Below are 26,051 nucleotides of genomic sequence, written 5' to 3'. Positions count from 1 at the left end.
AATGCTGCCTGGTTCAGCACAATAATATCCCGTTCTGCTCAGGTCGATGGTTTACGTGACCATACAGATGAGTGGGAATGAAAGTTAATGATGAGGTCCGTGAATGCCCCGCAGCACCTGGTTCAAAGCGTTATTGTTATTGGTCGCCCTCTGGGGGCCTGCAGTTCAGGCGGATATCGGTTGGCAACCGCTGCAAGAAACTATCCGTAAAAGCGATAAAGATACCCGGCAGTATCAGGCGATACGTCTTGATAATGACATGGTGGTGTTGCTCGTATCCGATCCGCAGGCTGTAAAGTCGCTTTCAGCGTTAGTGGTGCCCGTTGGATCGCTTGAAGATCCTGAGGCTCATCAGGGGCTTGCTCATTATCTTGAGCATATGTGCCTGATGGGGTCAAAAAAATATCCGCAGGCGGATAGCCTTGCCGAATACCTTAAAAGACATGGCGGTAGCCACAACGCCAGCACCGCGCCTTATCGAACAGCCTTCTACCTGGAGGTTGAAAACGACGCGCTTCCAGGTGCCGTAGATCGACTGGCCGACGCCATTGCCGCGCCATTGCTCAATAAAAAGTATGCCGAACGCGAACGAAACGCGGTGAATGCCGAGCTGACGATGGCGCGCACCCGCGACGGTATGCGTATGGCGCAGGTAAGCGCCGAAACCATTAACCCGGCGCATCCAGGCTCGCACTTTTCTGGCGGCAATCTGGAAACGCTAAGCGATAAGCCGGGAAATCCGGTGCAACAGGCGTTGATCGCTTTTCATGAAAAATACTATTCATCTAATCTGATGAAGGCGGTGATTTACAGTAATAAACCCTTGCCGGAACTGGCGAGTATTGCCGCCGCAACCTATGGTCGCGTGCCGAATAAACAGATTAAAAAACCGGAAATTACCGTACCTGTCATCACCGAGGCGCAGAAGGGCATCATTATTCATTACGTGCCGGCACTACCGCGTAAAGTGCTGCGCGTGGAGTTTCGTATTGATAACAATAGCGCGCAGTTCCGCAGCAAGACCGATGAACTGGTCTCTTATCTAATTGGCAATCGTAGCCCAGGGACGCTCTCTGACTGGCTGCAAAAACAAGGACTGGTCGAAGGTATTAGCGCGGATTCCGATCCGATTGTTAATGGTAACAGCGGCGTATTTGCCATTTCGGCAACGCTGACCGATAAAGGTTTAGCCAATCGTGATGAAGTCGTCGCGGCTATTTTCAGCTATCTCAATATGTTACGTGAAAAAGGGATAGATAAACGTTACTTTGACGAGCTGGCGCATGTGCTGGATCTCGACTTCCGCTATCCGTCGATTACCCGCGATATGGACTATGTCGAATGGCTGGCGGACACTATGATCCGCGTCCCGGTAGCGCATACGCTGGATGCGGCGAATATCGCCGATCGTTACGATCCTGCCGCTATCAAAAATCGCCTGGCGATGATGACGCCGCAGAATGCGCGCATCTGGTACATCAGTCCCCAGGAACCCCATAATAAGACGGCGTATTTTGTGGATGCGCCTTATCAGGTCGATAAGATTAGCGAACAGACGTTTAAAAACTGGCAGCAAAAAGCACAGGGCATTGCGTTGTCGCTGCCGGAGTTAAACCCCTATATTCCTGATGATTTTACGCTTGTTAAGAATGACAAAAACTACGTGCGGCCAGAACTGATTGTCGATAAAGCGGATTTGCGCGTGGTTTATGCGCCGAGTCGTTATTTCGCCAGCGAGCCAAAAGCTGACGTGAGCGTGGTATTGCGTAACCCGCAGGCGATGGACAGCGCCCGCAATCAGGTACTGTTCGCCCTTAATGATTATCTGGCGGGAATGGCGCTCGATCAGCTCAGCAACCAGGCGGCAGTGGGCGGCATTAGCTTTTCTACTAACGCCAACAATGGTCTGATGGTCACTGCGAACGGTTATACCCAGCGTTTGCCGCAGCTTTTCCTGGCGTTGCTGGAAGGATATTTTAGCTACGACGCCACGGAGGAACAGCTGGCGCAGGCGAAATCCTGGTATACGCAGATGATGGATTCTGCGGAGAAGGGAAAAGCCTACGAGCAGGCGATTATGCCGGTGCAGATGATTTCGCAGGTGCCTTATTTTTCCCGTGATGAACGTCGCGCTTTGCTGCCGTCCATTACGTTGAAAGAGGTAATGGCCTATCGTAATGCGTTAAAAACGGGCGCTCGTCCGGAATTTCTGGTTATAGGGAATATGAGCGAAGCCCAGGCGACCTCTCTGGCGCAAGATGTTCAAAAACAGCTCGCGGCGAACGGATCGGCGTGGTGTCGCAACAAAGACGTGGTGGTTGAGAAAAAGCAGTCCGTAATATTTGAAAAAGCGGGCAGTAGCACCGACTCCGCGTTAGCCGCGGTCTTTGTTCCGGTCGGCTACGACGAGTACGTCAGCGCTGCCTACAGCGCGATGTTAGGTCAGATTGTTCAACCGTGGTTTTACAATCAGCTACGAACCGAAGAGCAACTGGGATACGCCGTTTTCGCCTTTCCGATGAGCGTTGGCCGTCAGTGGGGAATGGGGTTCCTGCTACAGAGCAACGATAAACAGCCCTCTTACCTGTGGCAACGCTATCAGGCATTTTTCCCTGACGCCGAGGCGAAGCTGAGGGCGATGAAGCCGGAAGAGTTCGCCCAAATTCAGCAGGCGATCATTACGCAAATGCGCCAGGCGCCGCAAACGTTGGGCGAAGAAGCATCCCGTTTAAGCAAGGATTTCGATCGGGGTAATATGCGCTTTGACTCGCGTGATAAAATCATCGCTCAGATAAAATTGCTGACGCCACAAAAGCTTGCCGATTTCTTCCACCAGGCGGTGGTGGAACCACAAGGTATGGCAATATTGTCACAGATTGCCGGTAGCCAGAATGGAAAAGCAGAATACGTGCATCCGACAGGCTGGAAAGTGTGGGATAACGTCAGCGCTTTGCAGCAAACGTTACCTCTAATGAGCGAAAAGAATGAATGATGTCGCCGAGACTCTTGATCCTCTGCGCTTGCCCCTGACAGGCGAGCGTTTGATTGAAGCATCAGCGGGCACAGGCAAAACGTTTACTATCGCGGCGCTGTATCTGCGGCTACTGCTCGGTTTAGGCGGCAGCGCCGCATTTCCCCGTCCGTTGACCGTTGAAGAACTGCTGGTGGTAACCTTTACGGAGGCCGCCACTGAAGAGCTGCGTGGGCGAATCCGCAGTAATATCCATGAGTTGCGCATCGCCTGTCTGCGGGAAAGCACGGATAATCCGCTTTATGCCCGCTTGCTGGAAGAAATTAGCGACAAAAAGCAGGCCGCGCAGTGGTTATTACTGGCGGAACGACAAATGGACGAGGCCGCGGTCTTTACCATCCACGGTTTTTGCCAGCGTATGCTCAGCCTGAACGCTTTCGAATCCGGTATGTTGTTTGAGCAACAGCTTATTGAAGACGAATCTTTGTTGCGTTATCAGGCCTGCGCCGATTTCTGGCGGCGTCATTGCTATCCGCTGCCGCGCGACATCGCGCAGGTGGTGTTTGACGTGTGGAAGGGACCGAAGGCGCTCTTAAAGGATATCGATCGTTATCTGCAGGGCGAAGCGCCGGTCATTAAAGCGCCGCCATCGCAGGAGGAGACGCTGGCATCGCGCCATGAACAGATCCTGGCGCGCATCAACCAGGTGAAGCAGCAGTGGTGTGAGGCGGTTAGCGAGCTGGACGCGCTGATCGAATCATCCGGCATCGATCGCAGAAAATTCAACCGCGGCAATCAGGCGAAATGGATCGAAAAGATCACCGCGTGGGCGCAAGAAGAGACGAAAAACTATCAATTACCCGAGGCGTTGGGAAAATTTTCACAGCGTTTTTTAGCTGAGCGCACCAAAGCTGGCGGCGTGACGCCCCAGCACCCATTGTTTGTCGCCATTGATAACCTGTTGGGCGAACCGCTATCGATTAAAGATCTGGTTCTTACCCGAGCGCTATCAGAGATCCGTGAAACGGTGGCTCAGGAAAAACGCCGGCGCGGCGAGCTGGGGTTTGACGATATGCTCAGCCGTTTAGATACCGCGCTGCGTAGTGAAAGCGGCGAGGCGCTGGCTGCGGCGATTCGTACCCGTTTTCCGGTGGCGATGATCGATGAATTTCAGGATACCGACCCACAACAGTACCGTATTTTTCGCCGTATCTGGCGACATCAACCCGATACGGCGCTATTGCTGATTGGCGATCCTAAACAGGCGATTTATGCGTTTCGTGGCGCGGATATCTTTACCTACATGAAGGCTCGCAGCGAAGTGAGCGCGCACTATACCCTTGACACTAACTGGCGCTCCGCGCCGGGGATGGTGAATAGCGTTAACAAGCTGTTCAGTCAGATGAATGACGCCTTTATGTTCCGCGATATTCCCTTCAGTCCGGTAAAGTTTGCGCCCAGAAACCAGTCGCTGCAATTTAAAGTGAATGACGCGCCTCAACCGGCGATGACCCTGTGGCTAATGGAGGGGGAAAGCTGCGGTTCGGGCGATTATCAAAGTTATATGGCGCAGGTGTGCGCCACGCAAATTCGCGACTGGCTGCGCGCCGGGCAAACGGGCGACGCGCTGCTGACGAACGGCGATTCGTCGCGGCCCGTTCGCGCCTCGGATATCAGCGTGTTGGTGCGCAGCAGGCGGGAAGCCGCGCTGATACGGGATGCGCTGACCTTACTGGCGATCCCTTCCGTCTATCTTTCAAACCGCGACAGCGTATTCGAAACGCTCGAAGCGCAGGAAATGCTGTGGGTGTTGCAGGCGGTGATGGCGCCCGAACGTGAGAATACGCTGCGTAGCGCTCTGGCGACATCAATGATGGGCCTTACCGCGCTGGATATCGAAACGCTTAACAATGATGAAAATGCGTGGGATGCGGTTGTCGAAGAGTTTGATGGCTACCGACAGATTTGGCATAAACGCGGCGTGATGCCTATGCTGCGCGCGCTAATGTCGGCGCGCAATATTGCTGAAAACCTGCTGGCGACGGCGGGAGGTGAACGTCGGCTGACGGATATTCTGCATATTAGCGAACTGTTACAGGAAGCCGGTTCGCAGCTGGAAAGCGAACATGCGCTGGTGCGTTGGCTGGCGCAACATATCCTTGAACCCGATAGCAATGCTTCCAGCCAGCAACTACGTCTGGAAAGCGATAAGCATCTGGTGCAAATCGTCACCATTCATAAATCGAAAGGTCTGGAATACCCGCTGGTCTGGTTACCTTTTATCACCCATTTCCGCGTGCAGGACCAGGCTTTTTATCACGACAGGCACTCCTACGAGGCGGTGCTGGACCTTAGTCACGCCGAAGAGAGCATAGCACTGGCGGAAGCCGAACGCCTGGCGGAAGACCTGCGCCTACTTTATGTCGCGCTGACCCGTGCAGTGTGGCATTGCAGCCTCGGCGTCGCGCCGCTGGTACGGCGTCGCAGCGATAAGAAAGGCGAGACGGATGTGCACCAAAGCGCGCTTGGGCGACTCCTGCAAAAAGGCGAACCGATGGATGCCGCAGGCCTTCGCGCCTGTATTGAGGCGCTATGCGACGAGGATATCGTGTGTCGAACGCCAGGCAACACGGATAACGATCGCTGGCAAATTGCCGCTGCATCGCATGCGGAACTCAGCGCCAGAGCGCTGCAACGCCTGCTTTATGATAGCTGGCGCGTCACCAGTTATTCCGGTTTGCAGCAGCGGGGACATAGCGTGGCGCAAGATCTTATTCCTCGTCTCGACATTGACGCCGCAGGCGTTGGCGAAGCGGCGGAAGCGCCGGCAATGACGCCGCATCACTTTCCTCGCGGGGCATCGCCGGGAACATTTTTGCACAGCCTGTTTGAAGAGCTTGATTTTACTCAACCGATAAACCCCCAATGGGTACAGGAAAAACTGGAGCTGAGTGGTTTTGAAACGCGATGGGAGCCCGTACTTACCCGCTGGCTGGACACCGTGTTACACGTTCCCCTTAACGAGACGGGCGTTAGTCTGAGCGTGCTGACCGAGCGTGAAAAACAGGTCGAAATGGAGTTTTATCTGCCGATTGCCCAGCCGCTTACCGCCGGAGAGCTGGATGCGTTGATTCGTCGATACGACCCGCTTTCAGCAGGTTGCCCTGCGCTGGATTTCATGCAGGTTCGCGGCATGTTAAAGGGCTTTATCGACCTGGTGTTCCGTTATGAAGGGCGCTATTACCTGCTCGACTATAAATCTAACTGGCTGGGCGAGGATAGCGCCGCTTATACCCAGACGGCGATGGCTGCGGCGATGCAGGCGCATCGCTATGATTTGCAGTACCAGCTTTATACGCTGGCATTGCACCGTTACCTTCGTCATCGAATGACGAATTACGACTATGAACGCCATTTCGGCGGCGTCATCTATCTCTTTTTACGCGGGGTGGATGGCGAACGTCCGCAGCAGGGTATTTTTACCACTCGTCCTGCGGCGGCGTTAATTAACCAACTGGATGATATGTTTGCAGGTGAAATGAGTGAGGAGGCGCAATGACAATCCAGGAGCGGTTGCTGGAGGCCGTTGAACAAAAACTCTTACGGCCCATTGATGCCCAGTTTGCTTTAACCGTCGCCGGTAACGACGATCCCGCCGTGACGCTGGCGGCAGCGCTGCTTAGTCATGACGCAGGTGAAGGTCACGTGTGTCTGCCGTTGTCGCGTTTAACGTTAACGGAGGAGGCGCATCCCTTACTGGTCGCCTGTATAAGCGAAACGGCTACGCCAATCGACTGGAAAAAGCGGTTACTGGCGTCTGCGGCGGTTAGCTGCGGCGATAGCCCCGCGCCGTTAATTCTGTGCGGCGAGCGTCTCTACCTGAATCGCATGTGGTGCAACGAACGTACGGTTGCGCGCTTTTTTAACGAGGTTAACCAGGCCATCGCCGTAGATGAAGATCAGTTATCCCGTATTCTGGACGCGCTATTCCCTCCGACAGACGAGGTGAACTGGCAAAAGGTGGCCGCCGCCGTAGCGCTAACTCGCCGTATCTCCGTGATTTCAGGCGGTCCCGGCACCGGTAAAACCACCACCGTCGCGAAGCTGCTGGCGGCATTAATTCAAATGGCGGATGGCGAACGTTGCCGTATCCGGCTGGCAGCGCCGACCGGGAAAGCGGCCGCACGCCTGACGGAGTCGCTCGGCGCGGCGTTGCGTCAGCTTCCTCTTACCGATGCGCAGAAAAAGCGTATACCGGAGGACGCCAGTACGCTGCACCGACTGCTAGGCGCACAGCCCGGCAGCCAACGATTACGCCATCATGCGGGCAACCCGCTACATCTGGACGTGCTGGTGGTCGATGAAGCATCAATGATTGATTTGCCGATGATGTCACGTTTGATTGACTCTCTGCCGCCGCACGGGCGGGTCATTTTTCTTGGCGATCGCGATCAGTTGGCATCCGTTGAGGCGGGCGCTGTGTTGGGCGATATTTGCGCCTATGTCAACGCAGGGTTTACGGCGGAACGCGCCCGACAGCTAAGTCGACTCACTGGTAGCGCCATTCCGGCGGGGGCCGGAACGCAAGCCGCATCTTTACGCGATAGCCTCTGTTTGTTGCAAAAGAGCTATCGTTTCGGCAGCGATTCTGGCATCGGCAAGCTGGCGGCGGCAATTAACTGCGGCGACAGGTCGGCAATCCAGGCTGTTTTTCAGCAGGGGTTTAGCGATATAGAGAAGCGTACATTGCAAAGCAGCGACGATTATGCCGGGATGCTGGATGAAGCGCTGGCGGGCTATGGTCGCTACCTGCGGTTGCTGCATGAAAAAGCGACGCCGGAGGCAATCCTTCAGGCTTTCAATGAGTATCAACTGCTTTGTGCGCTGCGCGAAGGCCCATTTGGCGTGAGGGGATTGAATGACCGCATTGAGCAGGCGATGGTGCAGCAACGAAAAATTCAGCGGCACCCGCATTCTCGCTGGTACGAAGGGCGTCCGGTAATGATTGCGCGCAACGATAGCGCGTTGGGGCTATTTAACGGCGATATTGGTATTGCGCTCGATCGCGGGCAGGGGTTACGCGTCTGGTTTGTGATGCCGGACGGCACGATCAAGTCCGTTCAGCCCAGCCGTCTGCCGGAACATGATACAACCTGGGCGATGACGGTACATAAATCACAGGGGTCTGAATTTGATCACGCCGCGCTGATTTTACCCAGCCAGCGTTCGCCGGTCGTGACGCGGGAGCTGGTGTATACCGCTGTTACGCGAGCGCGGCGGCGGTTATCGCTGTATGCCGATGAACGGATCCTGGCAGGCGCGATTGTGACGCGTACGGAGCGGCGCAGCGGGCTAGCCACCTTATTTGATGAAGTCAGTCGTACCGGATAAGACGAGTTCTCGCCGGATGGCGACGCGTAGCGTCTTATCCGGCCTCCAAATGATGCTTTCGAGCGTAGGCCTGATAAGCGCAGCGCCATCAGGCCCCCCTTGTTATCCTAAATCTGCCATCAGCACCTTTGAACGTCGCTGATAGTTATACATTTTTTTCTTGCTCTCAGGCAGTAACTCTATATCGACAGGCGTAAAACCGCGCTCCTGGAACCAGTGAATACTGCGCGTCGTCAGCACAAACAATTTACGCAGCCCCATTTGCCGCGCCTGGGCGGCAACCCGCTCCAGAAGCACTTCTCCACGCGATGAGCTGCGGTAATCCGGATGTACCGCTACGCAGGCCATTTCGCCTATTTTCTCTTCCACAAAAGGATACAGCGCCGCGCAGGCGATAGTCATATTATCGCGCTGAATAATGGTAAATTTATCGATCTCCATCTCCAGTTGTTCACGGGAACGGCGTACCAGAATGCCCTGCTGTTCCAGTGGGCGGATAAGCTCCAGAATACCGCCAATATCGTTGATGGTGGCGCGGCGGATCTGCTCGGCGCTCTCCATGACGATCTGCGTACCGATACCATCACGCGAGAACAATTCCTGTAATAGCGAGCCATCTTCCTGATAGCTGATCAGATGGCAACGACGAACGCCGCTACGACAGGCTTTTACCGCGCCGCGCAAAAAACGTACGGTTCCGGAGTTGTAATCGCCCTGCGCTTCCAACTCTTCCACCCGCGCCTGTGCTTCATTCGGGAAGAGTTCAGAAATGATGCCGCCCTCGCTATTGGTAACGCCCTGAGAAGAACAGAAACCGATCATTTTTTCCGCTTTCAGTTTAACGGCGAGTTGAGTGGCAATCTCTTCTGAGGTCAGATTAAAACTTTCGCCGGTCACTGAGACGGCGACCGGCCCCATCAGAACGATCGCGCCGTTATCCAACTGGCGGTTGATCGCATCTTCATCAATGCGCCGGATACGGCCGCTATGACAGTAGTCCACGCCATCATCAACGCCCAGCGGCTGCGCAATGGTGAAATTGCCACTGACGACATTAATGTGCGCGCCCTGCAACGGCGTATTGTTCAGACTCATCGACAGACGGGCGGTAATATCAAGCTGGAGTAAACCGGCGGCCTGTTTCACCAGCTCCAGTGCTTTGGCGTCCGTCACCCGCGTGTTTTTGTGGTAAATCGGTTCATGATGATGCGCGGCCAGATTGGCGTCGATTTGCGGTCGCGCGCCATACACCACGACAAGGCGAATACCGAGGCTATGCAGTAGCCCGATATCGCTAACGATGCTGGAAAAATTGTCATGCTCAATGGCTTCGCCGCCGAGCATAATGACAAAGGTTTTTCCGCGATGGGTGTTGATATAGGGAACTGAATGGCGAAACCCTTCTACCAGTTCGGTTTTACGTTCCTTTATCATTGCGCGCCCCACTAGTGAATTATTATTCGAAATTAGTGTATTTTTATTCTGTTTTTGCCCTCTGTGCAAGCGTAAATTTTATGCGGTCCGATCGCTTTTCTTAGTAATGCCGTGAATATAAAAAGAATGTTTACCCTTTTATAGATGACAGATTATGCGTCATTCGCTAAAGTTTCCGGTCAATTTGGATGAACTTTGTATGATCTCTATTTAGTTTTTGCTCGGGAGAAGCATGTCGGGAGCCAATTCAGCAATCAGCCGTCGCCGTTTACTACAAGGCGCGGGCGCCATGTGGCTATTAAGCGTGAGCCAGGTCGGGCTGGCTGCCGTAAGCCAGGTCGTTGCGGTGCGTATCTGGCCTGCGTCCAGCTATACCCGCGTCACGGTAGAGTCGAATCGTCTGCTGAAATATAAACAATTTGCCTTAAGTAACCCGGACCGCGTGGTAGTAGATATTGAGGATGTGAATCTGAACTCGGTGCTTAAAGGCATTGGCGCGCAGATTCGCAGCGACGATCCGTATATCAAATCCGCAAGGGTAGGGCAGTTTGATCCTAAGACTGTGCGTATGGTCTTTGAGCTAAAACAAAACGTGAAGCCGCAGCTATTTGCGCTGGCGCCTGTGGCAGGCTTTAAAGAACGTCTGGTGATGGATCTTTATCCTGCCAATGCGCAGGATATGCAGGATCCGCTGCTGGCGCTGCTGGAAGACTACAATAAAGGCGATCTGGATAAGCAGGTGCCGCCTTCGCAAAGCGGGCCGCAGCCCGGTAAAGCGGGGCGCGACCGCCCCATTGTTATTATGCTTGATCCGGGACACGGCGGCGAAGACCCCGGCGCGATAGGCAAATACAAAACGCGTGAAAAAGACGTGGTGCTCCAGATAGCCCGCCGCCTGCGCGCGTTGATCGAAAAAGAAGGCAACATGAAGGTCTATATGACGCGCAATGAAGACATCTTCATTCCGTTAAAAGTCCGGGTGGCGAAAGCGCAGAAACAGCGCGCCGACCTGTTTGTCTCTATTCATGCGGATGCCTTCACCAGCCGGCAGCCTAGCGGTTCATCCGTATTCGCACTATCGACCAAAGGCGCCACCAGTACTGCGGCGAAATATCTGGCGCAAACGCAGAACGCCTCGGACTTAATTGGCGGCGTGAGCAAAAGCGGTGACCGTTATGTCGACCATACGATGTTCGATATGGTGCAATCGCTGACCATTGCCGATAGTTTGAAATTCGGTAAAGCGGTGTTGAAGCAGCTTGGTAAAATTAATGACCTGCATAAAAACAAGGTCGAGCAGGCGGGGTTTGCGGTGTTAAAGGCGCCCGATATTCCGTCTATTCTGGTCGAGACGGCGTTTATCAGTAACATTGAAGAAGAACGCAAGCTCAAGACCGCGACGTTCCAGCAACAGGTCGCAGAGTCGATTCTGGCGGGCATTAAAGCGTATTTTGCCGATGGGGCGACGCTGGCGAGAAGAAGTTAACCTGAGATGACGGCGAGTTTATTGCGCGGGTAAGTAGGATGCTGCCCGCACTGTCGTTGCGGACCAGACGACAGATACAAAAAAACACCCGTAAGGGTGTTCATTAAGTTGGTTGCGGGGGCCGGATTTGAACCGACGACCTTCGGGTTATGAGCCCGACGAGCTACCAGGCTGCTCCACCCCGCGTCCGTCTAAACTTGCATTCTCATTGTAATTGGTTGCGGGGGCCGGATTTGAACCGACGACCTTCGGGTTATGAGCCCGACGAGCTACCAGGCTGCTCCACCCCGCGTCCGTGGATGCGCACTATACTCCGCTGAGCTTTTGTTGCAACCCTTTTTTCATATAAATCGCTAATTTCTCATGAATTGCGCAAATACACCGCAGATAGCGCGATTTTTAAACGAATTTACATAATGAGATCGCGATCGCATTTCATTACTTCGGACGGTTTGTTATCTTCACCGGGCACTTTCGATTACGCAGAAGACGAGACACCATGAAAGGACGTTGGGCAAAATATGTGGCGACAGGCGTAATGCTGGCAATGCTGGCTGCCTGTTCATCAAAACCGACCGATCGCGGTCAGCAATATAAGGACGGGAAATTTACCCAGCCCTTCTCCCTGGTAAACCAGCCGGACGCAGTGGGCGCGCCGATTAATGCTGGAGACTTTGCCGAGCAGGTCAACCAGATCCGTTCCGCGTCGCCGCGTTTATACACCAATCAAAGCAACGTCTATAACGCTGTCCAGAACTGGTTACGTTCCGGAGGCGATACGCGCACTATGCGTCAGTTTGGTATCGATGCCTGGCAGATGGAAGGCACCGACAACTACGGTAACGTCCAGTTCACGGGCTACTATACGCCCGTCGTTCAGGCTCGCCATACGCGCCAGGGCGCGTTCCAGTATCCTATCTATAGTATGCCGCCAAAACGCGGACGCTTACCGTCCCGCGCTCAGATCTACGCAGGCGCGCTGAGCGATAAGTACATCCTGGCCTGGAGTAATTCGCTGATGGATAACTTTATTATGGATGTCCAGGGCAGCGGTTATATTGATTTTGGTGATGGTAGTCCGCTGAACTTCTTTAGTTATGCCGGTAAAAACGGCTGGCCTTATCGCAGTATTGGTAAAGTGCTTATCGATCGCGGTGAAGTGAAAAAAGAAGATATGTCGATGCAGGCTATACGCGAATGGGGAGAGAAGCACAGCGAAGCGGAAGTGCGTGAATTACTGGAGCAGAACCCGTCGTTCGTCTTCTTTAAGCCGCAATCTTTTGCGCCGGTCAAAGGCGCCAGCGCTGTACCGCTGATTGGGCGAGCATCCGTCGCCTCCGACCGCAGCATCATTCCGCCTGGCACGACCTTGTTGGCGGAAGTACCGTTGCTGGATAACAACGGTAAATTTAGCGGTCAGTATGAGCTACGTTTGATGGTCGCACTGGATGTCGGCGGAGCGATTAAAGGCCAGCACTTTGATATTTACCAGGGAATTGGCCCGGATGCCGGGCATCGTGCCGGATGGTATAATCACTATGGTCGCGTCTGGGTGTTAAAAAGCGCGCCGGGCGCCGGTAACGTGTTTAGCGGCTGATTGTGGTATTCTGCGACAACCGGATTGCCCGATAACGCGATCGCTATCGGGCCTGAAAATAGTGAGCAGGGGTGAGGAATAACCTCACCTTTTTTTATTCTGAGGTCATATGTCAGTGGTGATAAGTGATGCCTGGCGCCAACGCTTTGGCGGCACCGCGCGTCTGTACGGTGAAAAAGCGCTGCAGCGGTTTGCTGAGGCGCATATCTGCGTCGTAGGAATCGGCGGGGTGGGATCATGGGCGGCAGAGGCGCTGGCGCGTACGGGCATCGGCGCGATTACGCTGATTGATATGGACGATGTCTGCGTGACCAATACGAACCGTCAGATCCATGCGTTGCGTGATAACGTCGGGTTGGCGAAAGCGGAAGTGATGGCCGAACGGATTCGGCAAATTAACCCGGAGTGCCGGGTAACGGTTATCGATGATTTCATCACGCCGGATAATGTGGCGGGTTATATGAACGCGGGTTTTACCTATGTCATTGACGCTATTGACAGCGTTCGTCCAAAAGCCGCGCTGATTGCGTACTGTCGCCGATATAAGGTTCCTTTAGTGACCACTGGCGGCGCGGGCGGGCAGATCGATCCGACGCAAATCCAGGTCGCTGATTTGGCGAAAACCATCCAGGATCCGCTGGCGGCAAAACTGCGCGAGAGATTGAAACATAATTTTGGCGTAGTGAAGAACAGTAAAGGTAAGCTGGGCGTGGACTGCGTTTTTTCCACCGAAGCGCTGGTTTACCCACAGGCGGACGGTTCCGTATGCGCGATGAAAGCTACCGCAGAAGGGCCAAAACGGATGGATTGCGCCTCTGGCTTCGGCGCGGCGACGATGGTGACGGCAACGTTCGGTTTTGTCGCCGTTTCCCATGCGCTGAAGAAGATCATGGCTAAAGCGGCGCGACAAGAATAAAAGGACGGGGCGGAGTGTCACGCAGACGCGTATCCGGCCCTGCGCCCTTCGTTAGCGAAAGAAGCGCTGTACCCTGCCGAACACCGGTTTCAGACGGGCGCGGAGATAATGGGAATATAAATTTTCAGATATGCATAGAAACAACCCGAACCATACTGCACAAAAGCAGAGCAGTTCCGCGTAATTAATGTGCTCGCCAAATATCATAATGGCAAGTAAGAACTGTAAAGACGGCTCTATATATTGCGCCAGTCCGGTGACAATCAACGAGGTGTGATTTAACGCGATGGCAAATAATACCAGTGGAATGATCGTCACTGGCGCCGTCATGACATACAAAAAGAAAGGAGTATTAGCGGATATAATTGGTCCAGTATCGCTAAAGAGAAAAATTAATAGTGAGACAGGCAATGCCCATAATGTTTCAATCGTTATCGATGTCATCACATCATAATGTATAAACTTTCGCGCCAGGCCATATAGCGCAAATGATAATCCCATGGTTAGCGCCAGCGCCGGGAAATGCCGTAGCATGATAATTTGAAAAGTCAGGCCGCAGACACCGGAAAAAACGGCGATGGCCTGAAACAACGACAGTTTTTCTTTAAGAAAAATGCATCCCAGCGCAATAACAAATAGCGGGTTGATAAAATAGCCGAGGCTGGCATCAAGCACCAGATGATGGGTTAGCGCATAAATAAAAGATGACCATGAGACAATCATCAAAAGTCCGGCGATCATGCAGAAGAAAAAAGATTTTTTATCTTTCCAGGCATCATGAAATCGCGTTCGCTGCCGAAATAACAATCTTACTGCCAGTAATAATGGAATTGACCAGAACACCCGGTATATCAATATTTGTGCGAGATTCCCCCCTGATAAATATTGATAATATAAAGGTGTTAACCCCCATAATATAAATGCCAGTACCACAAACATGGTACCGCTACGCAGATATTTTTCCACTTATCCATATCCTGTTATAACTTCACCCGATGCGTATGAATTTTCCAGTTCTCCTGCTACGCTACATCGAGTGGCTTTATTTACTCTAAAATCTTCACGCCGTTTTAACATGGATTCTAACATTGTAATTTCATTGTGATAGCTGATAAAAATCAAAAGAATGCTTATCAGGGAAATCTGACGCCGAAACTAATAAAGTGACTGGATTATTTTATCTGCATCGCCTGACCGCTGCGGGCGGCGCTGTCAGGCGACAGAATATTTACGCTATTTCAACCCTTATGCGTTGCGGCAACAATCGCTTCGCTCAGCGCGTTCAGCCCCTGACTACGTGAGGCGCTAAGCTGGGCGCGTAAACCCAGCTCATCAAACAGCGCCAGCGGTGAACGAGCCTGCAACTCGGCGGCGTTTTTTCCTTCCACCGCGGTGAGCAATACCGCCAGCAGGCCGCGGACAATCCGCCCCTCACTGTCGCCGAAAAAGTGCATCGTTCCGTTATCTGATCGGGTAAAGCCCAGCCAGACGCGGTTCTCGCAGCCGGCTATCTCTTTCGCCTGCGCTTTGCATTCATCCGGCAGAGCGGGGAGCTGTTTTCCTAACAGAATCAACTGACGATATTTATCCTCCCACTGGGTCAGCGGGAGAAAGATAGCGCGTAACGTCTCTTCCGTTACCGTTGTGCCGAACGGGTGTCCGGTATAAAGAGGGTTTGTCATTAATCCACCAGCAGTTCCAGCGCGCGGTCAACGGCGTTAACCAACGCATCCACATCATGTTGGGTATTATACGGCGCAAAAGAGGCGCGCAGAGTCCCTGTGACGCCAAGTTCCGCCAGCAATGGCTGGGCGCAATGTTGCCCGGCCCGGAGCGCAATACCGTATTCCGCCAGCAGCGTCACCATATCGCCGTGGTGCACGCCGACAAAATCAAAGGCCAGCAGGCTGGAGTCCTGGCAGCGGAACGAACGAAAGCCCGGGCGTTTCGCCAGTGCGTCTTCCGCCAGCGTCGCCAGCCCGCGGCTCCAGTTTTCGGCCTGTTCAATATCGATATCGGACAGCCATTCCAGCGCAGCGCTCAGGCCGATGACCCCGGCGACGTTCGGCGTCCCCGCTTCCAGTTTCCAGGGAGCGCTTTGAGTGGTGAAGCCTTCAAAGCTAACGTCACGGATCATCTTGCCGCCGCCGAGCCAGGGCGACATCGCCTCAAGAAGCTCCGGCTTACCGTACAGCACGCCGATACCGGTCGGGCCATACAGTTTGTGAGCGGAAAAAGCATAAAAATCGATATCAAGCTGCTGAACATCCGCCGGGAAGTGTACCGCGCCTTGCGCGCCATCTACCATCACGACCATTCCCGCTGCGTGAGCGGCGCTGATAGCGCTTGCGAGATCCGGGCAGCCGCCCGTTACGTTCGACATTTGCCCCAGCGCCAGAATCCGGCTGCGCGACGTGATCAGTTCCGGCAGACGCTCAACATCAGGAAGACGCCGGTCATTAAGCGGCAGTTTTATGACCTGCGCGCCGGTTTGTTGCGCCACCATCAGCCAGGGCACAAGGTTGGCGTGATGCTCGGCGACGCTAACGATAATTTCATCGCCGGGGCGCAGACGAGGACGGGCGTAACACTGCGCCACCATGTTGATCGCTTCGGTGGTGCCGCGTGTCCAGACGATACTTTTTTCATCGGGCGCGTTTAACAGCCGCGCTGCTTTTGCTCTGGCCGCTTCATATTGCGCCGTCAGGCGCTGCGCCTGCGCAAACTGGCTACGATGAACGTTACCGGCGCTCAAACAATAAAACTGGTGCGTGGCGTCAATGACTGCCTGTGGCTTTAATGCCGTGGCGGCGCTATCGAGATAAACACCCGCATCGGCTAGCGCGGGAAACTGCGCGCGAAACTGCGTGGGATTAAAAGCGTTCATGATATTCCTCGGTTCAGTTTACCGATCGTGGCGTAAAAGCGCGGCTGATACAAGGTTTGTCCTAACCATCGGAATCGTCTGTATATCCTGGCGAATTATGTAAAGGAGGTTATGCTGAATAATGTTAGGCGAATGTTTAAGCCTGTTACGGAGTCCGCTTTAAATAGCACAAACAGCTTTAAGGAGAAGAAGATGAAAAAGACTGCCGCAATTATCTCTGCATGTATGCTGACTTTTGCCCTGAGCGCCTGTTCCGGTCCTAATTACGTTATGCACACCAATGATGGACGTAGCATTGTGACCGACGGTAAACCCCAGACCGATAACGATACCGGTATGATTTCGTATAAAGACGCTAATGGCAACAAACAGCAGATCAATCGTACTGACGTGAAAGAGATGGTGGCTCTGGAAAACTAACCGTTTGTTATACAAAAAAAAGCACCGCAATATGGCGGTGCTACATTAATCACTATGGACAGACAGGGTAAATGTACAGGAAGTGAAAAAGGGTAGTCTCGCTACCGTGGTCTGAATCGCAGACCAATTGCAAACACAACAACACAACATCACAACCGTAAGCCAAAAGCCCATCAGAACACGCATTCCGATAAAACTTTTCGTTCCGGCTCAGGAAGTGCCGCCACTATAGGTATTTGCTGGTAGAACCTCAACGGACAATTTATAATGTCTCAGATTAAAAAAACTAATAGGTTACATGTTGTTACCTATTTGTTAAATTCATTCGACATTAAGTCCAGAGGCCATGTCAAAACGATTACCTCCTTTAAATGCGTTACGCGTTTTTGATGCTGCCGCGCGTCATTTGAGCTTTACGCGAGCAGCGGAAGAACTTTTTGTGACGCAGGCCGCAGTAAGCCACCAAATTAAGTCACTTGAGGATTTTTTGGGGCTAAAACTGTTCCGCCGCCGCAATCGTTCGCTGCTGCTGACGGAAGAAGGCCAAAGCTATTTTCTCGACATTAAAGAGATATTTTCCCAGCTCACGGAAGCAACGCGTAAGCTCCAGGCGCGCAGTGCCAAAGGGGCGCTGACGGTGAGTTTACCGCCCAGTTTTGCCATCCAGTGGCTGGTGCCCAGGCTCTCCAGCTTTAACTCAGCTTATCCGGGAATTGACGTTCGGATACAAGCCGTTGACCGTCAGGAAGATAAACTGGCAGACGATGTCGATGTCGCGATTTTTTATGGCCGGGGAAACTGGCCGGGCTTGCGCGTCGAAAAATTATACGCAGAATATTTACTGCCCGTCTGTTCTCCTTTATTACTCACAGGCGAAAAACCGTTAAAAACGCCGGAAGATCTGGCGAAACACACGCTATTGCACGACGCCTCCCGGCGTGACTGGCAGGCCTATACTCGTCAGTTAGGGCTCAACCATATTAACGTTCAGCAAGGGCCGATATTTAGCCACAGCGCGATGGTGCTACAGGCCGCTATTCACGGACAGGGGATCGCGCTGGCGAATAATGTTATGGCGCAGTCGGAAATTGAAGCCGGGCGACTGGTGTGTCCATTTAACGATGTTCTGGTGAGTAAGAATGCTTTTTATCTGGTTTGTCATGACAGCCAGGCAGAACTGGGTAAAATAGCCGCCTTCCGTCAGTGGATTTTGGCGAAGGCGGCGACGGAGCAAGAAAAATTCCGTTTTCGTTACGAACAATAATTAACTTAGGGTATGACCATGACCAGCCGTTTTATGCTGATTGTCGCCGCTATCAGCGGTTTTATTTACGTTGCTCTGGGCGCGTTCGGGGCGCATGTTTTGAGTAAAACCCTGGGCGTGGTTGAAATGGGCTGGATTCAGACCGGCCTGCAATATCAGGCGTTCCATACGCTGGCGATCTTTGGCCTGGCGGTGGCGATGCAGCGCCGTATCAGCATCTGGTTTTACTGGAGCAGCGTTTTTCTGGCGCTGGGCACGGTGCTGTTTAGCGGCAGCCTGTACTGCCTTGCGCTTTCGCATCTGCGCCTGTGGGCGTATATCACGCCTGTCGGCGGCGTCAGTTTCCTGGTGGGCTGGGCGCTATTGCTGATTGGCGCCATTCGTATGAAACGTAAGGGCGCGAGCCATGAATAAAGTTGTATTGCTCTGCCGTCCGGGGTTTGAAAAAGAGTGCGCTGCAGAAATTACCGATAAAGCGGGAAAACGGGAAATATTTGGTTTTGCACGCGTAAAAGAGAACGCAGGCTATGTCATTTATGAATGCTACCAGCCGGAAGATGGCGAAAAGCTGATTTCAGAACTGCCGTTCAGTTCGCTGATTTTCGCCCGCCAGTGGTTTGTGGTGGGTGAACTGCTGCAACATTTACCGCCGGAAGACAGAATTACGCCGATTGTCGGCATGTTGCAGGGCGTAGTGGAAAAGGGCGGCGAGCTGCGAGTTGAAGTCGCCGACACCAATGAAAGTAAAGAACTGATGAAGTTCTGCCGCAAATTTACGGTGCCGCTGCGCGCGGCTTTGCGTGATGCGGGCGTATTGACGAATTATGAAACGCCGAAGCGTCCGGTCGTTCATGTCTTTTTTATCGCGCCAGGATGCTGCTATACCGGTTATTCGTTCGCGCATAACAATTCACCGTTTTATATGGGCATCCCGCGTTTGAAGTTTCCGTCTGATGCGCCGAGTCGCTCAACGCTGAAACTGGAAGAGGCGCTCCACGTTTTCATCCCGGAAGATGAGTGGGATGAACGTCTGGCGAACGGCATGTATGCGGTGGATTTGGGCGCCTGTCCCGGCGGATGGACGTACCAGTTAGTGAAGCGCAATATGTGGGTCTACTCCGTAGATAACGGCCCGATGGCGCAAAGCCTGATGGACACCGGACAGGTGACCTGGTTGCGTGAGGATGGCTTCAGGTACCGTCCGAACCGGAATAATATTTCATGGATGGTCTGCGATATGGTGGAGAAGCCGGCCAAAGTCACCGCGTTAATGGCGCAGTGGCTGGTGAACGGCTGGTGTCGGGAGACGATTTTTAACCTTAAACTGCCGATGAAAAAACGCTATGAAGAGGTGTCGCATAACCTGGCGTATCTTCAGGCGCAGTTGGATGAGCACGGCGTTAATGCGCAGATCCAGGCGCGTCAGCTTTATCACGATCGCGAAGAAGTGACGGTACACGTGCGTCGGTTGTGGGCGGCTGTTGGCGGACGTCGCGACGAGCGATAAAAACGCGTTGCCGTCGTCCGGCGCGTCATCAGCGCCGGATGACGCACGCTTATCCGGTCTACGATTGCGGCGCATCTGAAACAATATGCGTCACGTCATCCAGATGGCCGATGCGCGCCTCTCCTGAACGATTAAATTTACTTTTATCAATCAATAATAAAGACTGCGAGGCGCGCCTGAGCAGGATAGATTTAAAATCGGCGTTGATCGCATTGGAGTCCCACAGATCGCCGCCGCCGTCGATCCCCTCACAGGAAAAGATGAACAGATCGATATCAAGCGATTTTAGCTGTGAGATAAGCGACGGATTAACATAACAGCCATATTTACGTTCAAGCTGGCCGCCGGAACTTATCAGCGCAATGCGTTCGCGTTTTCCCAGCTCCTGACAGATAGGATGGCTATTGGTAAAAACCTGAATGGGAATATCCGGCAACTGGCGGGCCAGATACCAGCAGGTTGAACTGGCATCCAGCGCAATCGTCATTCCTTCTTCTATCCACGCTAACGCTTCACGGGCAATATCGGCTTTGTGCGCATAATGGCTTTTCAGGCGGATATGGAATGGATCGCCGCTGTCCTGATTTTCACGATGAATATATTTAGCTCGTCCGTGATTACGCAGCACTTTTCCCTGCGTCTGTAGTTCACTGAGATCGCGGCGGATGGTCTCTTTACTGACGTTAAGCCGGGTGGCCAGCGCTTCGGTGGTCAGACTTTTATGATTGATCAGCAGATCGACTATCGCTTGTTGGCGTGCCGCTTTCATTTTTCTCACCCCATCATTCGATGAACGCCCGCGTCATGCGGGCGCACCGGCAAGAGATTACGGCGTTACCCCTTTTTTTAAAAGAATATTTCCGTACTTCGCGCACTCACCTGTGATAACGATCGCAAACGCTTTTTGCGCCCGCTCATAAAACGCATAGCGGTCGATACGAACGATATCCGGGCACGGCGCTTCTAATGACAAGGCATCGCGATAGCGCGCTTCAACGTTGGGATCGAGCGTGTCGCCTTCCACGGCGGCCATCATCACCAGCGGCGGGGCGTAGCTATCCAGCTCAAAGAGCGGAATAATTGCCCGCAGTAGATCGCTGACGCTAAGACCATCGGCGCGAATCACCTGCGGGCCCAGGCTATGCGCGGGAAAGTGAGCGTCGGAAAAAATGATTTCGTCCCCGTGGCCCATCTCGGCCAGCACTTTGAGCAGTGTCGGGGAAATTAACGGTGAAATGGTTTTTAGCATTTCATACTCCCTCAATAATTTCAGGTTCGGTTTGCGGCCAGAAATAACGATACTGATAATTGACCTGCGCGCGCGCCTGTTCCGGGCTACTAAATTCGCCTACGCCGTACCAGCCAAACATGGCAGCGCCGGCCACGGTGGTTTCCGCGTCGTCCAGCACTTTGATAGGGATATCAAGCTGATTCGCTTTAATTTGATTCCATAAAGCGTTGCGACTGCCGCCGCCAACCAGTAACAGTTCTGTGGCGTTAAAATGGCCGATTTTCTCCAGCGTGCGCAGATTACGCTGAAGTTGCGCCGTCAGGCCTTCCAGCGCGGCGCGATAGAAATGGCCGCGGGTGGTATTGAGCGTCACGCCCTGCCAGCCTGCATTTTGGCAGGCGAGCAGATCGCACTGCATCCGTACGCCTTCCGCGCCAGCGGGAATAGCGCGCGCTTCGTCGATCAGCGTTTGCCATGGCGTTTCCGGCGTCCACAGCAGTTTTCGTACCCATTCGAGTACACCGGAGGCCAGCCACTGCATTCCGGGGTTATAAAGCCCCGACTGACTGTCCAGTTCACAGGTCGAGCCCGGATACTGACTGAGCAGCGAGGTATCCACTTGACCGCTGCGCACCATCAGAATCTCCCATGTTCCGGAGGAGAGCACCGGTTCACCTTGCTGCGCGCCAGCGCCGAATAACGCGAACTGAGTATCGTGTCCGGCAGAGATCACCGGCACACCCGCCGGGAGACCGAGTAGCCTGGCCGCGTCTGTCTGTAGCGTGCCTATCGGGGCGCCCGCTTCCACGATACGCGGGAACAGGCGGCGCGCCAGGCCCGTCGCCTGCAGGATTTCCGGACTAAAGTCGCGCTGATGGATATCCAGGAGCTGGCTGGTGCCTGCCATAGTGATATCGGTCGTAAACTCGCCGGTCAGACGGTGGTTAATCAGCGACGAGATAAACAGCCAGCAGTGAGCTTGTTCCAGCAGGCGCGGATGATTCTCTTTAAGCCAGACCAGTTTATACAGCGTGTTAAAGCTGAACGCGCCGACGCCGGAGAGCGTCTGCAATTGCCGGGGCGAGATAAAGCGCTCAATCGTTTCCATCACGGCAGCGGTTCGCGGGCATTTCCAACTGATGACCGGGTAGAGCAGCTTGCCCTGCGCATCGACCAGCGCGCCATCGACGCCGAACGTAGTCACCGTAATACCGCGAACAACACACTCCGACAGGGCGCTGGAGAGTGACCTGCAACAATCGGCGAAACGTTGCAGGATGGCGTCCAGCGACCACTGATGCCAGGCGCTATTTTCTGCGGCAATGTCGCTGGCGTTAGCGGTTGAGGCGCGGGCGACAATTTTCCCCTGGCGATCAACGGCGATCGCCCGAACGTTTGTCGCACCGCAGTCGAGAACCAGGATAACGTCTTGTTTCATAGATAACTCCATAAACGCCGCCCGATGGCGCTACGCTTATCCGGCCTACGGTTCACGCGCCCGTAGTCCCGGTAAACCTGCGCCACCGGCCTAAGCCGCATTAACGTTTATACAGCGGGCCATAATTCTGGCAGGCGCGATAATCCTGGCCTTCGATATCCATACCGTGAGCCGCCCAGGCGGAAGGACGGTAGATCTTCGCCTCCTCCACGTTGTGCATACATACCGGGATACGCAGCATCGCGGCGAGAGTAATAAAGTCCGCCCCTACATGGCCGATGGTGAGTACGCCGTGGTTAGCGCCCCAGTTCGCCATCACCGAATAGACATCGGTAAACGGGCCTTTGCCGGTAAGACGCGGCGCAAACCAGGTAGTAGGCCAGGTAGAGTTGGTGCGGGCATCAAGCTGATCGTGCATCGCTTTCGGCAGTTCGACGCTCCAGCCCTCGGCGATTTGCAGTACTGGCCCCAGGCCTTTGATGATATTCACGCGGGTCATGGTGAATGGTACGCCGCCTTCGGTCAGGAAACGGGATGAGTAGCCGCCGCCGCGGAAGTATTCGTGAATCGCCGGGCACCATTCGGTGGCCGCCAGACACGCATCCGCCTCTTGTTGGCTGATTTCCCAGTGCGGTTTCATGGTCGGCTTGCCTTCGCTGTCGCGCTGTTTACAGGCACCGTCCAGAGCGGCAGAACCGGAATTAATCAGGTGAATAATGCCGTGTTCCGCCAGGCCGCTGAGTGCCTGGCCGGTGACGCGTTCTACGGCTTCCGGCGACCAGTAGGTTCGCACGTCGGCGAATATCTGCGCGGTACCGGTGAGTTGATGGCCGAACAGCATCGCTACGCCGTTCAGACTGTCATTTTCGGTGGCGACGACAAACGGTTCGCGTACGCCGTTCCAGTCAAAAGAACTATTGAGCAGCGCTTCGGCGGTATCGCCATTCGGGTATTGATCGGTCCAGTGGCGCTGGCCCTGGAAGCCGGCGGCAATGGCGTTGTAGCCCAGCGATTCTTCAACTAACCCTTTGTCCGCCAGCGTCTTGTTGCCCTGCATCATGTCGCGAATACACATCGCCATCAGCAGGCTCTCTTTTAACACCGCGCGGTTCTGGGCTTCATTGCGCTTATACTGCGAGGCGTTCTGATCTTCGCCGTAGCGGAAGTTTTTATCCGCCCACGCCAGCGCCATCTCCAGTTCGGCCTCATCATAAATTTTTTGATCGATACGGCGGCGCAGTTCGGTCATATCTACCGCTTGCACCTTCATGCCCAGCCAGGATTCAAAGAAGTTATGATCGACAATGGAACCCGCGATCCCCATCGACACGCCGCCGACGGAGAGGTAGCTTTTGCCTTTCATGCTGGCTACCGCTAACCCTGCCCGCGCAAAACGCAGCAGTTTTTCTTCGACGTCGGCAGGAATGGAGGTATCGTCGGCATCCTGCACGTCATGGCCATAAATGGAGAACGCTGGAATGCCTTTCTGGCTGTGCGCCGCCAGCGCCGCGGCAAGGTAAACCGCCCCAGGACGCTCTGTGCCGTTAAAGCCCCAGATGGCTTTCGGACGCATCGGGTCCATATCAATGGTTTCGCTGCCATAGCACCAGCACGGCGTAACGGTAATGGTCACGCCCACGTTCTGGCTACTGAATTTTTCTTCACAGGCGGCGGATTCCGCCATTCCGGCAATACAGGTATCCGCAATGACGCACTCCACCTGAGCCCCGCAGGCGTGGCGGATTTTCTCGGTGATGAGCGCCGCCGTCGCTTTCGCCATGTTCATGGTTTGCTCTTCGAGCGACTCGCGTACGCCCATACGACGTCCATCAATCACCGGGCGGATACCGATTTTCGGTAAGCTGATTTTTTTCATGACAGATTCCTCACGTTATTCGGATAAATGTTCAGTTTGTCGCCGCTTGTGAACGGAAACGGGCAAAAATGAAGATGACGGCAAAGCACAATGCCGGAACCAGTTCGGCGGTCGGGATTTTGCCTGCGGCGTCGCTAACGAAGCCCATTACTGGCGTGACAATACCGCCGCCAATGATGGTCATGACGATAAAAGACGAGCCGTACTTAGTGTCCTGTCCCAGATTTTTGATACCCAGCGAGAAGATGGTCGGGTACTGGATTGACATAAATGCGCTACACAACGTCAGCGCCAGCAGGCCGATATGTCCGCCGCTAAAGGCGGAAATCAGACACAGGAGCATGGCAAACAGGGCGTAGGCGGCCAGCACTTTATGCGGCGCGAAGCGGCTGATAAGCCAGGTCCCGGTGAAACGGCCGATAAAGAAGCACACCATCGTGCCGGTCAGGTAATTGGCGGCGAAACCGGGCGTCATTCCAGGGATCTCCTCAATGGCGTAGCGGATCAGATAGCTCCAGCAGGCGGTTTGCGCCCCCACGTAGCAGAACTGCGCCAGCACCGCCCAGCGCCAGTGGCGGATACGGATGAGTCGGGAGAGAGAAGATAAGAAAGAGCTTTGTTTAGCATCGCTATGATCGTCACTTTGCAGGGCCGGAAATTTGGTCAGCATAATCAGTAGCGCAACTACTAATACGATGGCGACGATAATCATGTATGGCGTTTGTACCGATAACACCAGGCTGTGTTTATAGGCGCTAAGCTGATCCGGCGTCATTTTATCAAGCGCTTCTTGCGATTGATGCGGCACGTTAGACAAAATAAGGCTTTGCCCAAACACAACGGCGATAATAGCGCCAAAGGAGTTAAAAGTTTGCGCCAGATTAAGCCGGAAATGTCCGCCGCTTTCTGGACCTAATACCGTAACAAAAGGGTTGGCCGCAGTTTCAAGGCAGCCTAAACCGGCGGCGATGATAAACAGGCCAATTAAAAACAATGTGTAATTCATTATCTCGGCGGCAGGCCAGAATAATGCGGCGCCAACAGCATACAAAAAAAGTCCGGTGATAATCCCTGCTTTATAACTGAGTTTTTTCATCAAAATCCCAGCGGGAATTGGAATGACGAAATAACCGAAATAAAAGGCTGACTGAATAAGCCCGGCCTGAAAGTTAGTTAGCGTAAAAGCTTGTTGAAACTGCGGTAATAAAATGTCATTCAGATTATTGGCGACGGCCCACAGAAAAAATAGCGAGCAAAGTAAGGCGAATGGAATAATGTAGCGCTTGCTTTTGCTTTGCTCTGCATCCACAGCACGAAAACTCTGTGTTTGTATTGTTGTGTTTCCCATAGCATCCTCATCGGTTCAGAAGCTTTTGCGTGCGGTCGGTTCTGGTCACCAGACCGTAAAATTAGGTGAGTTCGCTTTTCTTACCGGTAATAAATTGGCGTCCGGAATGAACTCATGGAGTCATTTTCAAATAAAAAAGGCCTTTTAATATGATGGCGGTCACATTTATACCTGAGAGCATAGCGTTCTGTGATTATCATCACTTTAATTTTCATAAAAAATGACCGTTTGAGATGTTTAATTTAAAAAACCACAGGCTGAATGCCCGAATTAAATTATTGCCAC

General features: G+C 53.6%; 18 protein-coding genes, 2 tRNA genes, 1 pseudogene and 22 other annotated features. Of the genes and pseudogenes, 10 read left to right on the top strand and 11 right to left on the bottom strand.

What is annotated here, in order from left to right:
* Positions 1-92: 92 nt before the first annotated feature.
* Positions 93-98, top strand: a ribosome-binding site (putative RBS for ptr; RegulonDB:STMS1H003044).
* The 3 genes from ptr to recD all read left to right on the top strand — a co-directional run bounded on the left by ptr (position 93) and on the right by recD (position 8,362).
* Positions 93-2,992 (top strand): protease III gene (gene ptr, locus STM2995; RefSeq protein NP_461912.1). Within the gene, positions 104-2,992 belong to an annotated coding region; the region does not span the whole gene. (Overlaps the previous feature by 6 nt.)
* A complete protein-coding gene (recB, locus tag STM2994; protein NP_461911.1) occupies positions 2,985-6,530 on the top strand; it encodes an exonuclease V, beta chain in 3,546 nt (1,181 codons plus the stop codon). The genes ptr and recB overlap by 8 nt, the downstream gene beginning before the upstream one ends.
* Positions 6,516-6,521, top strand: a ribosome-binding site (putative RBS for recD; RegulonDB:STMS1H003043). (Overlaps the previous gene by 6 nt.)
* Positions 6,516-8,362, top strand: a protein-coding gene (recD, locus tag STM2993; protein ID NP_461910.1) for an exonuclease V, alpha chain. Within the gene, positions 6,527-8,362 belong to an annotated coding region; the region does not span the whole gene. Before recB ends, recD begins: the two co-directional genes overlap by 15 nt.
* Before the next feature lie 102 nt (positions 8,363-8,464).
* On the opposite strand, the gene argA is transcribed toward recD, so the two are convergent.
* The gene (argA, locus tag STM2992) for an N-alpha-acetylglutamate synthase (protein ID NP_461909.1) occupies positions 8,465-9,808 on the bottom strand. Within the gene, positions 8,465-9,796 belong to an annotated coding region; the region does not span the whole gene.
* Positions 9,803-9,808 (bottom strand) — a ribosome-binding site (putative RBS for argA; RegulonDB:STMS1H003042). It overlaps the preceding gene by 6 nt.
* Positions 9,809-10,021: 213 nt before the next feature.
* Positions 10,022-10,027, top strand: a ribosome-binding site (putative RBS for amiC; RegulonDB:STMS1H003041).
* On the opposite strand from argA, the gene amiC reads away from it, so the two are divergent.
* The gene (amiC, locus tag STM2991; protein ID NP_461908.1) for an N-acetylmuramoyl-L-alanine amidase occupies positions 10,022-11,282 on the top strand. Within the gene, positions 10,029-11,282 belong to an annotated coding region; the region does not span the whole gene. It overlaps the preceding feature by 6 nt.
* Positions 11,283-11,394: 112 nt before the next feature.
* On the opposite strand, the gene metW is transcribed toward amiC, so the two are convergent.
* Both metW and metZ read right to left on the bottom strand, forming a co-directional pair.
* Positions 11,395-11,468 (bottom strand) — tRNA-Met (gene metW, locus STM2990).
* Between the two features lie 32 nt (positions 11,469-11,500).
* A tRNA-Met gene (metZ, locus tag STM2989) sits at positions 11,501-11,574 on the bottom strand.
* 191 nt (positions 11,575-11,765) lie between these two features.
* Positions 11,766-11,771: a ribosome-binding site (putative RBS for mltA; RegulonDB:STMS1H003040), on the top strand.
* Between metZ and mltA the strand changes: the two genes are divergently transcribed.
* The gene (gene mltA, locus STM2988; protein NP_461907.1) for a membrane-bound lytic murein transglycosylase A occupies positions 11,766-12,879 on the top strand. Within the gene, positions 11,782-12,879 belong to an annotated coding region; the region does not span the whole gene. It overlaps the preceding feature by 6 nt.
* A 101-nt stretch (positions 12,880-12,980) precedes the next feature.
* Positions 12,981-12,986 (top strand) — a ribosome-binding site (putative RBS for ygdL; RegulonDB:STMS1H003039).
* Positions 12,981-13,795 (top strand): putative enzyme gene (gene ygdL, locus STM2987; protein NP_461906.1). Within the gene, positions 12,989-13,795 belong to an annotated coding region; the region does not span the whole gene. Its footprint overlaps the feature before it by 6 nt.
* Before the next feature lie 51 nt (positions 13,796-13,846).
* Here the strand turns inward: ygdL and STM2986 are convergent.
* From STM2986 to csdA, 3 genes are all read right to left on the bottom strand, one after another.
* The gene (locus tag STM2986) for a putative integral membrane protein (RefSeq protein NP_461905.3) occupies positions 13,847-14,739 on the bottom strand. Within the gene, positions 13,847-14,734 belong to an annotated coding region; the region does not span the whole gene.
* Positions 14,734-14,739: a ribosome-binding site (putative RBS for STM2986; RegulonDB:STMS1H003038), on the bottom strand. (Overlaps the previous gene by 6 nt.)
* Positions 14,740-15,033: 294 nt before the next feature.
* Positions 15,034-15,497, bottom strand: a protein-coding gene (gene ygdK, locus STM2985) for a putative SufE protein probably involved in Fe-S center assembly (RefSeq protein NP_461904.1). Within the gene, positions 15,034-15,477 belong to an annotated coding region; the region does not span the whole gene.
* Positions 15,477-16,692, bottom strand: a protein-coding gene (gene csdA / locus STM2984; protein NP_461903.1) for a putative selenocysteine lyase. Within the gene, positions 15,477-16,682 belong to an annotated coding region; the region does not span the whole gene. Before csdA ends, ygdK begins: the two co-directional genes overlap by 21 nt.
* Positions 15,492-15,497 (bottom strand) — a ribosome-binding site (putative RBS for ygdK; RegulonDB:STMS1H003037). (Overlaps the previous gene by 6 nt.)
* Positions 16,687-16,692: a ribosome-binding site (putative RBS for csdA; RegulonDB:STMS1H003036), on the bottom strand. (Lies within the gene csdA.)
* A 170-nt stretch (positions 16,693-16,862) precedes the next feature.
* Positions 16,863-16,868 (top strand) — a ribosome-binding site (putative RBS for ygdI; RegulonDB:STMS1H003035).
* On the opposite strand from csdA, the gene ygdI reads away from it, so the two are divergent.
* The 4 genes from ygdI to ygdE all read left to right on the top strand — a co-directional run bounded on the left by ygdI (position 16,863) and on the right by ygdE (position 19,873).
* The gene (gene ygdI / locus STM2983; protein NP_461902.1) for a putative lipoprotein occupies positions 16,863-17,102 on the top strand. Within the gene, positions 16,875-17,102 belong to an annotated coding region; the region does not span the whole gene. Its footprint overlaps the feature before it by 6 nt.
* Positions 17,103-17,336: 234 nt before the next feature.
* Positions 17,337-17,345, top strand: a -35 signal (putative -35_signal for gcvA; RegulonDB:STMLTH004570).
* Positions 17,337-18,366, top strand: a protein-coding gene (gene gcvA / locus STM2982) for a regulator of gcv operon (protein ID NP_461901.1). Within the gene, positions 17,449-18,366 belong to an annotated coding region; the region does not span the whole gene. Its footprint overlaps the feature before it by 9 nt.
* Positions 17,350-17,380, top strand: a protein binding site (putative binding site for GcvA, RegulonDB: STMS1H000198). It overlaps the preceding gene by 31 nt.
* Positions 17,356-17,364, top strand: a -10 signal (putative -10_signal for gcvA; RegulonDB:STMLTH004570). (Overlaps the previous feature by 9 nt.)
* Positions 17,443-17,448: a ribosome-binding site (putative RBS for gcvA; RegulonDB:STMS1H003034), on the top strand.
* Before the next feature lie 6 nt (positions 18,367-18,372).
* Positions 18,373-18,378 (top strand) — a ribosome-binding site (putative RBS for ygdD; RegulonDB:STMS1H003033).
* Positions 18,373-18,780 (top strand): putative small membrane protein gene (gene ygdD / locus STM2981; protein NP_461900.1). Within the gene, positions 18,385-18,780 belong to an annotated coding region; the region does not span the whole gene. Its footprint overlaps the feature before it by 6 nt.
* Positions 18,760-18,765, top strand: a ribosome-binding site (putative RBS for ygdE; RegulonDB:STMS1H003032). Its footprint overlaps the gene before it by 6 nt.
* Positions 18,760-19,873, top strand: a protein-coding gene (gene ygdE / locus STM2980) for a putative SAM-dependent methyltransferase (protein ID NP_461899.1). Within the gene, positions 18,773-19,873 belong to an annotated coding region; the region does not span the whole gene. Before ygdD ends, ygdE begins: the two co-directional genes overlap by 21 nt.
* 58 nt (positions 19,874-19,931) lie before the next feature.
* Here the strand turns inward: ygdE and fucR are convergent.
* The 5 genes and pseudogenes from fucR to fucP form a co-directional block, all read right to left on the bottom strand.
* The gene (gene fucR, locus STM2979; protein NP_461898.1) for a positive regulator of the fuc operon occupies positions 19,932-20,656 on the bottom strand. Within the gene, positions 19,932-20,642 belong to an annotated coding region; the region does not span the whole gene.
* Positions 20,651-20,656, bottom strand: a ribosome-binding site (putative RBS for fucR; RegulonDB:STMS1H003031). It overlaps the preceding gene by 6 nt.
* A 43-nt stretch (positions 20,657-20,699) precedes the next feature.
* Positions 20,700-21,135 (bottom strand): conserved protein of fucose operon gene (gene fucU / locus STM2978; RefSeq protein NP_461897.1). Within the gene, positions 20,700-21,122 belong to an annotated coding region; the region does not span the whole gene.
* Positions 21,124-22,554, bottom strand: a protein-coding gene (fucK, locus tag STM2977; RefSeq protein NP_461896.1) for an L-fuculokinase. Within the gene, positions 21,124-22,542 belong to an annotated coding region; the region does not span the whole gene. The genes fucU and fucK overlap by 12 nt, the downstream gene beginning before the upstream one ends.
* Positions 21,130-21,135, bottom strand: a ribosome-binding site (putative RBS for fucU; RegulonDB:STMS1H003030). It overlaps the preceding gene by 6 nt.
* Positions 22,549-22,554, bottom strand: a ribosome-binding site (putative RBS for fucK; RegulonDB:STMS1H003029). It lies within the gene fucK.
* Before the next feature lie 88 nt (positions 22,555-22,642).
* The gene (gene fucI / locus STM2976) for an L-fucose isomerase (protein ID NP_461895.1) occupies positions 22,643-24,430 on the bottom strand. Within the gene, positions 22,643-24,418 belong to an annotated coding region; the region does not span the whole gene.
* Positions 24,425-24,430 (bottom strand) — a ribosome-binding site (putative RBS for fucI; RegulonDB:STMS1H003028). It overlaps the preceding gene by 6 nt.
* A gap of 19 nt (positions 24,431-24,449) precedes the next feature.
* Positions 24,450-25,766, bottom strand: a pseudogene (gene fucP / locus STM2975) (pseudogene; frameshift; fucose permease).
* Positions 25,767-25,929: 163 nt separating this feature from the next.
* Positions 25,930-25,938, bottom strand: a -10 signal (putative -10_signal for fucP; RegulonDB:STMLTH004569).
* 15 nt (positions 25,939-25,953) lie between these two features.
* Positions 25,954-25,962: a -35 signal (putative -35_signal for fucP; RegulonDB:STMLTH004569), on the bottom strand.
* Positions 25,963-26,051 lie beyond the last annotated feature (89 nt).

Source organism: Salmonella enterica subsp. enterica serovar Typhimurium str. LT2, from assembly GCF_000006945.2.
Taxonomy (GTDB): Bacteria; Pseudomonadota; Gammaproteobacteria; order Enterobacterales; family Enterobacteriaceae; genus Salmonella; species Salmonella enterica.
The sequence above is the reverse complement of the archived record's forward strand: the minus strand, read 5'-3'. Positions and strand labels throughout refer to the sequence as shown.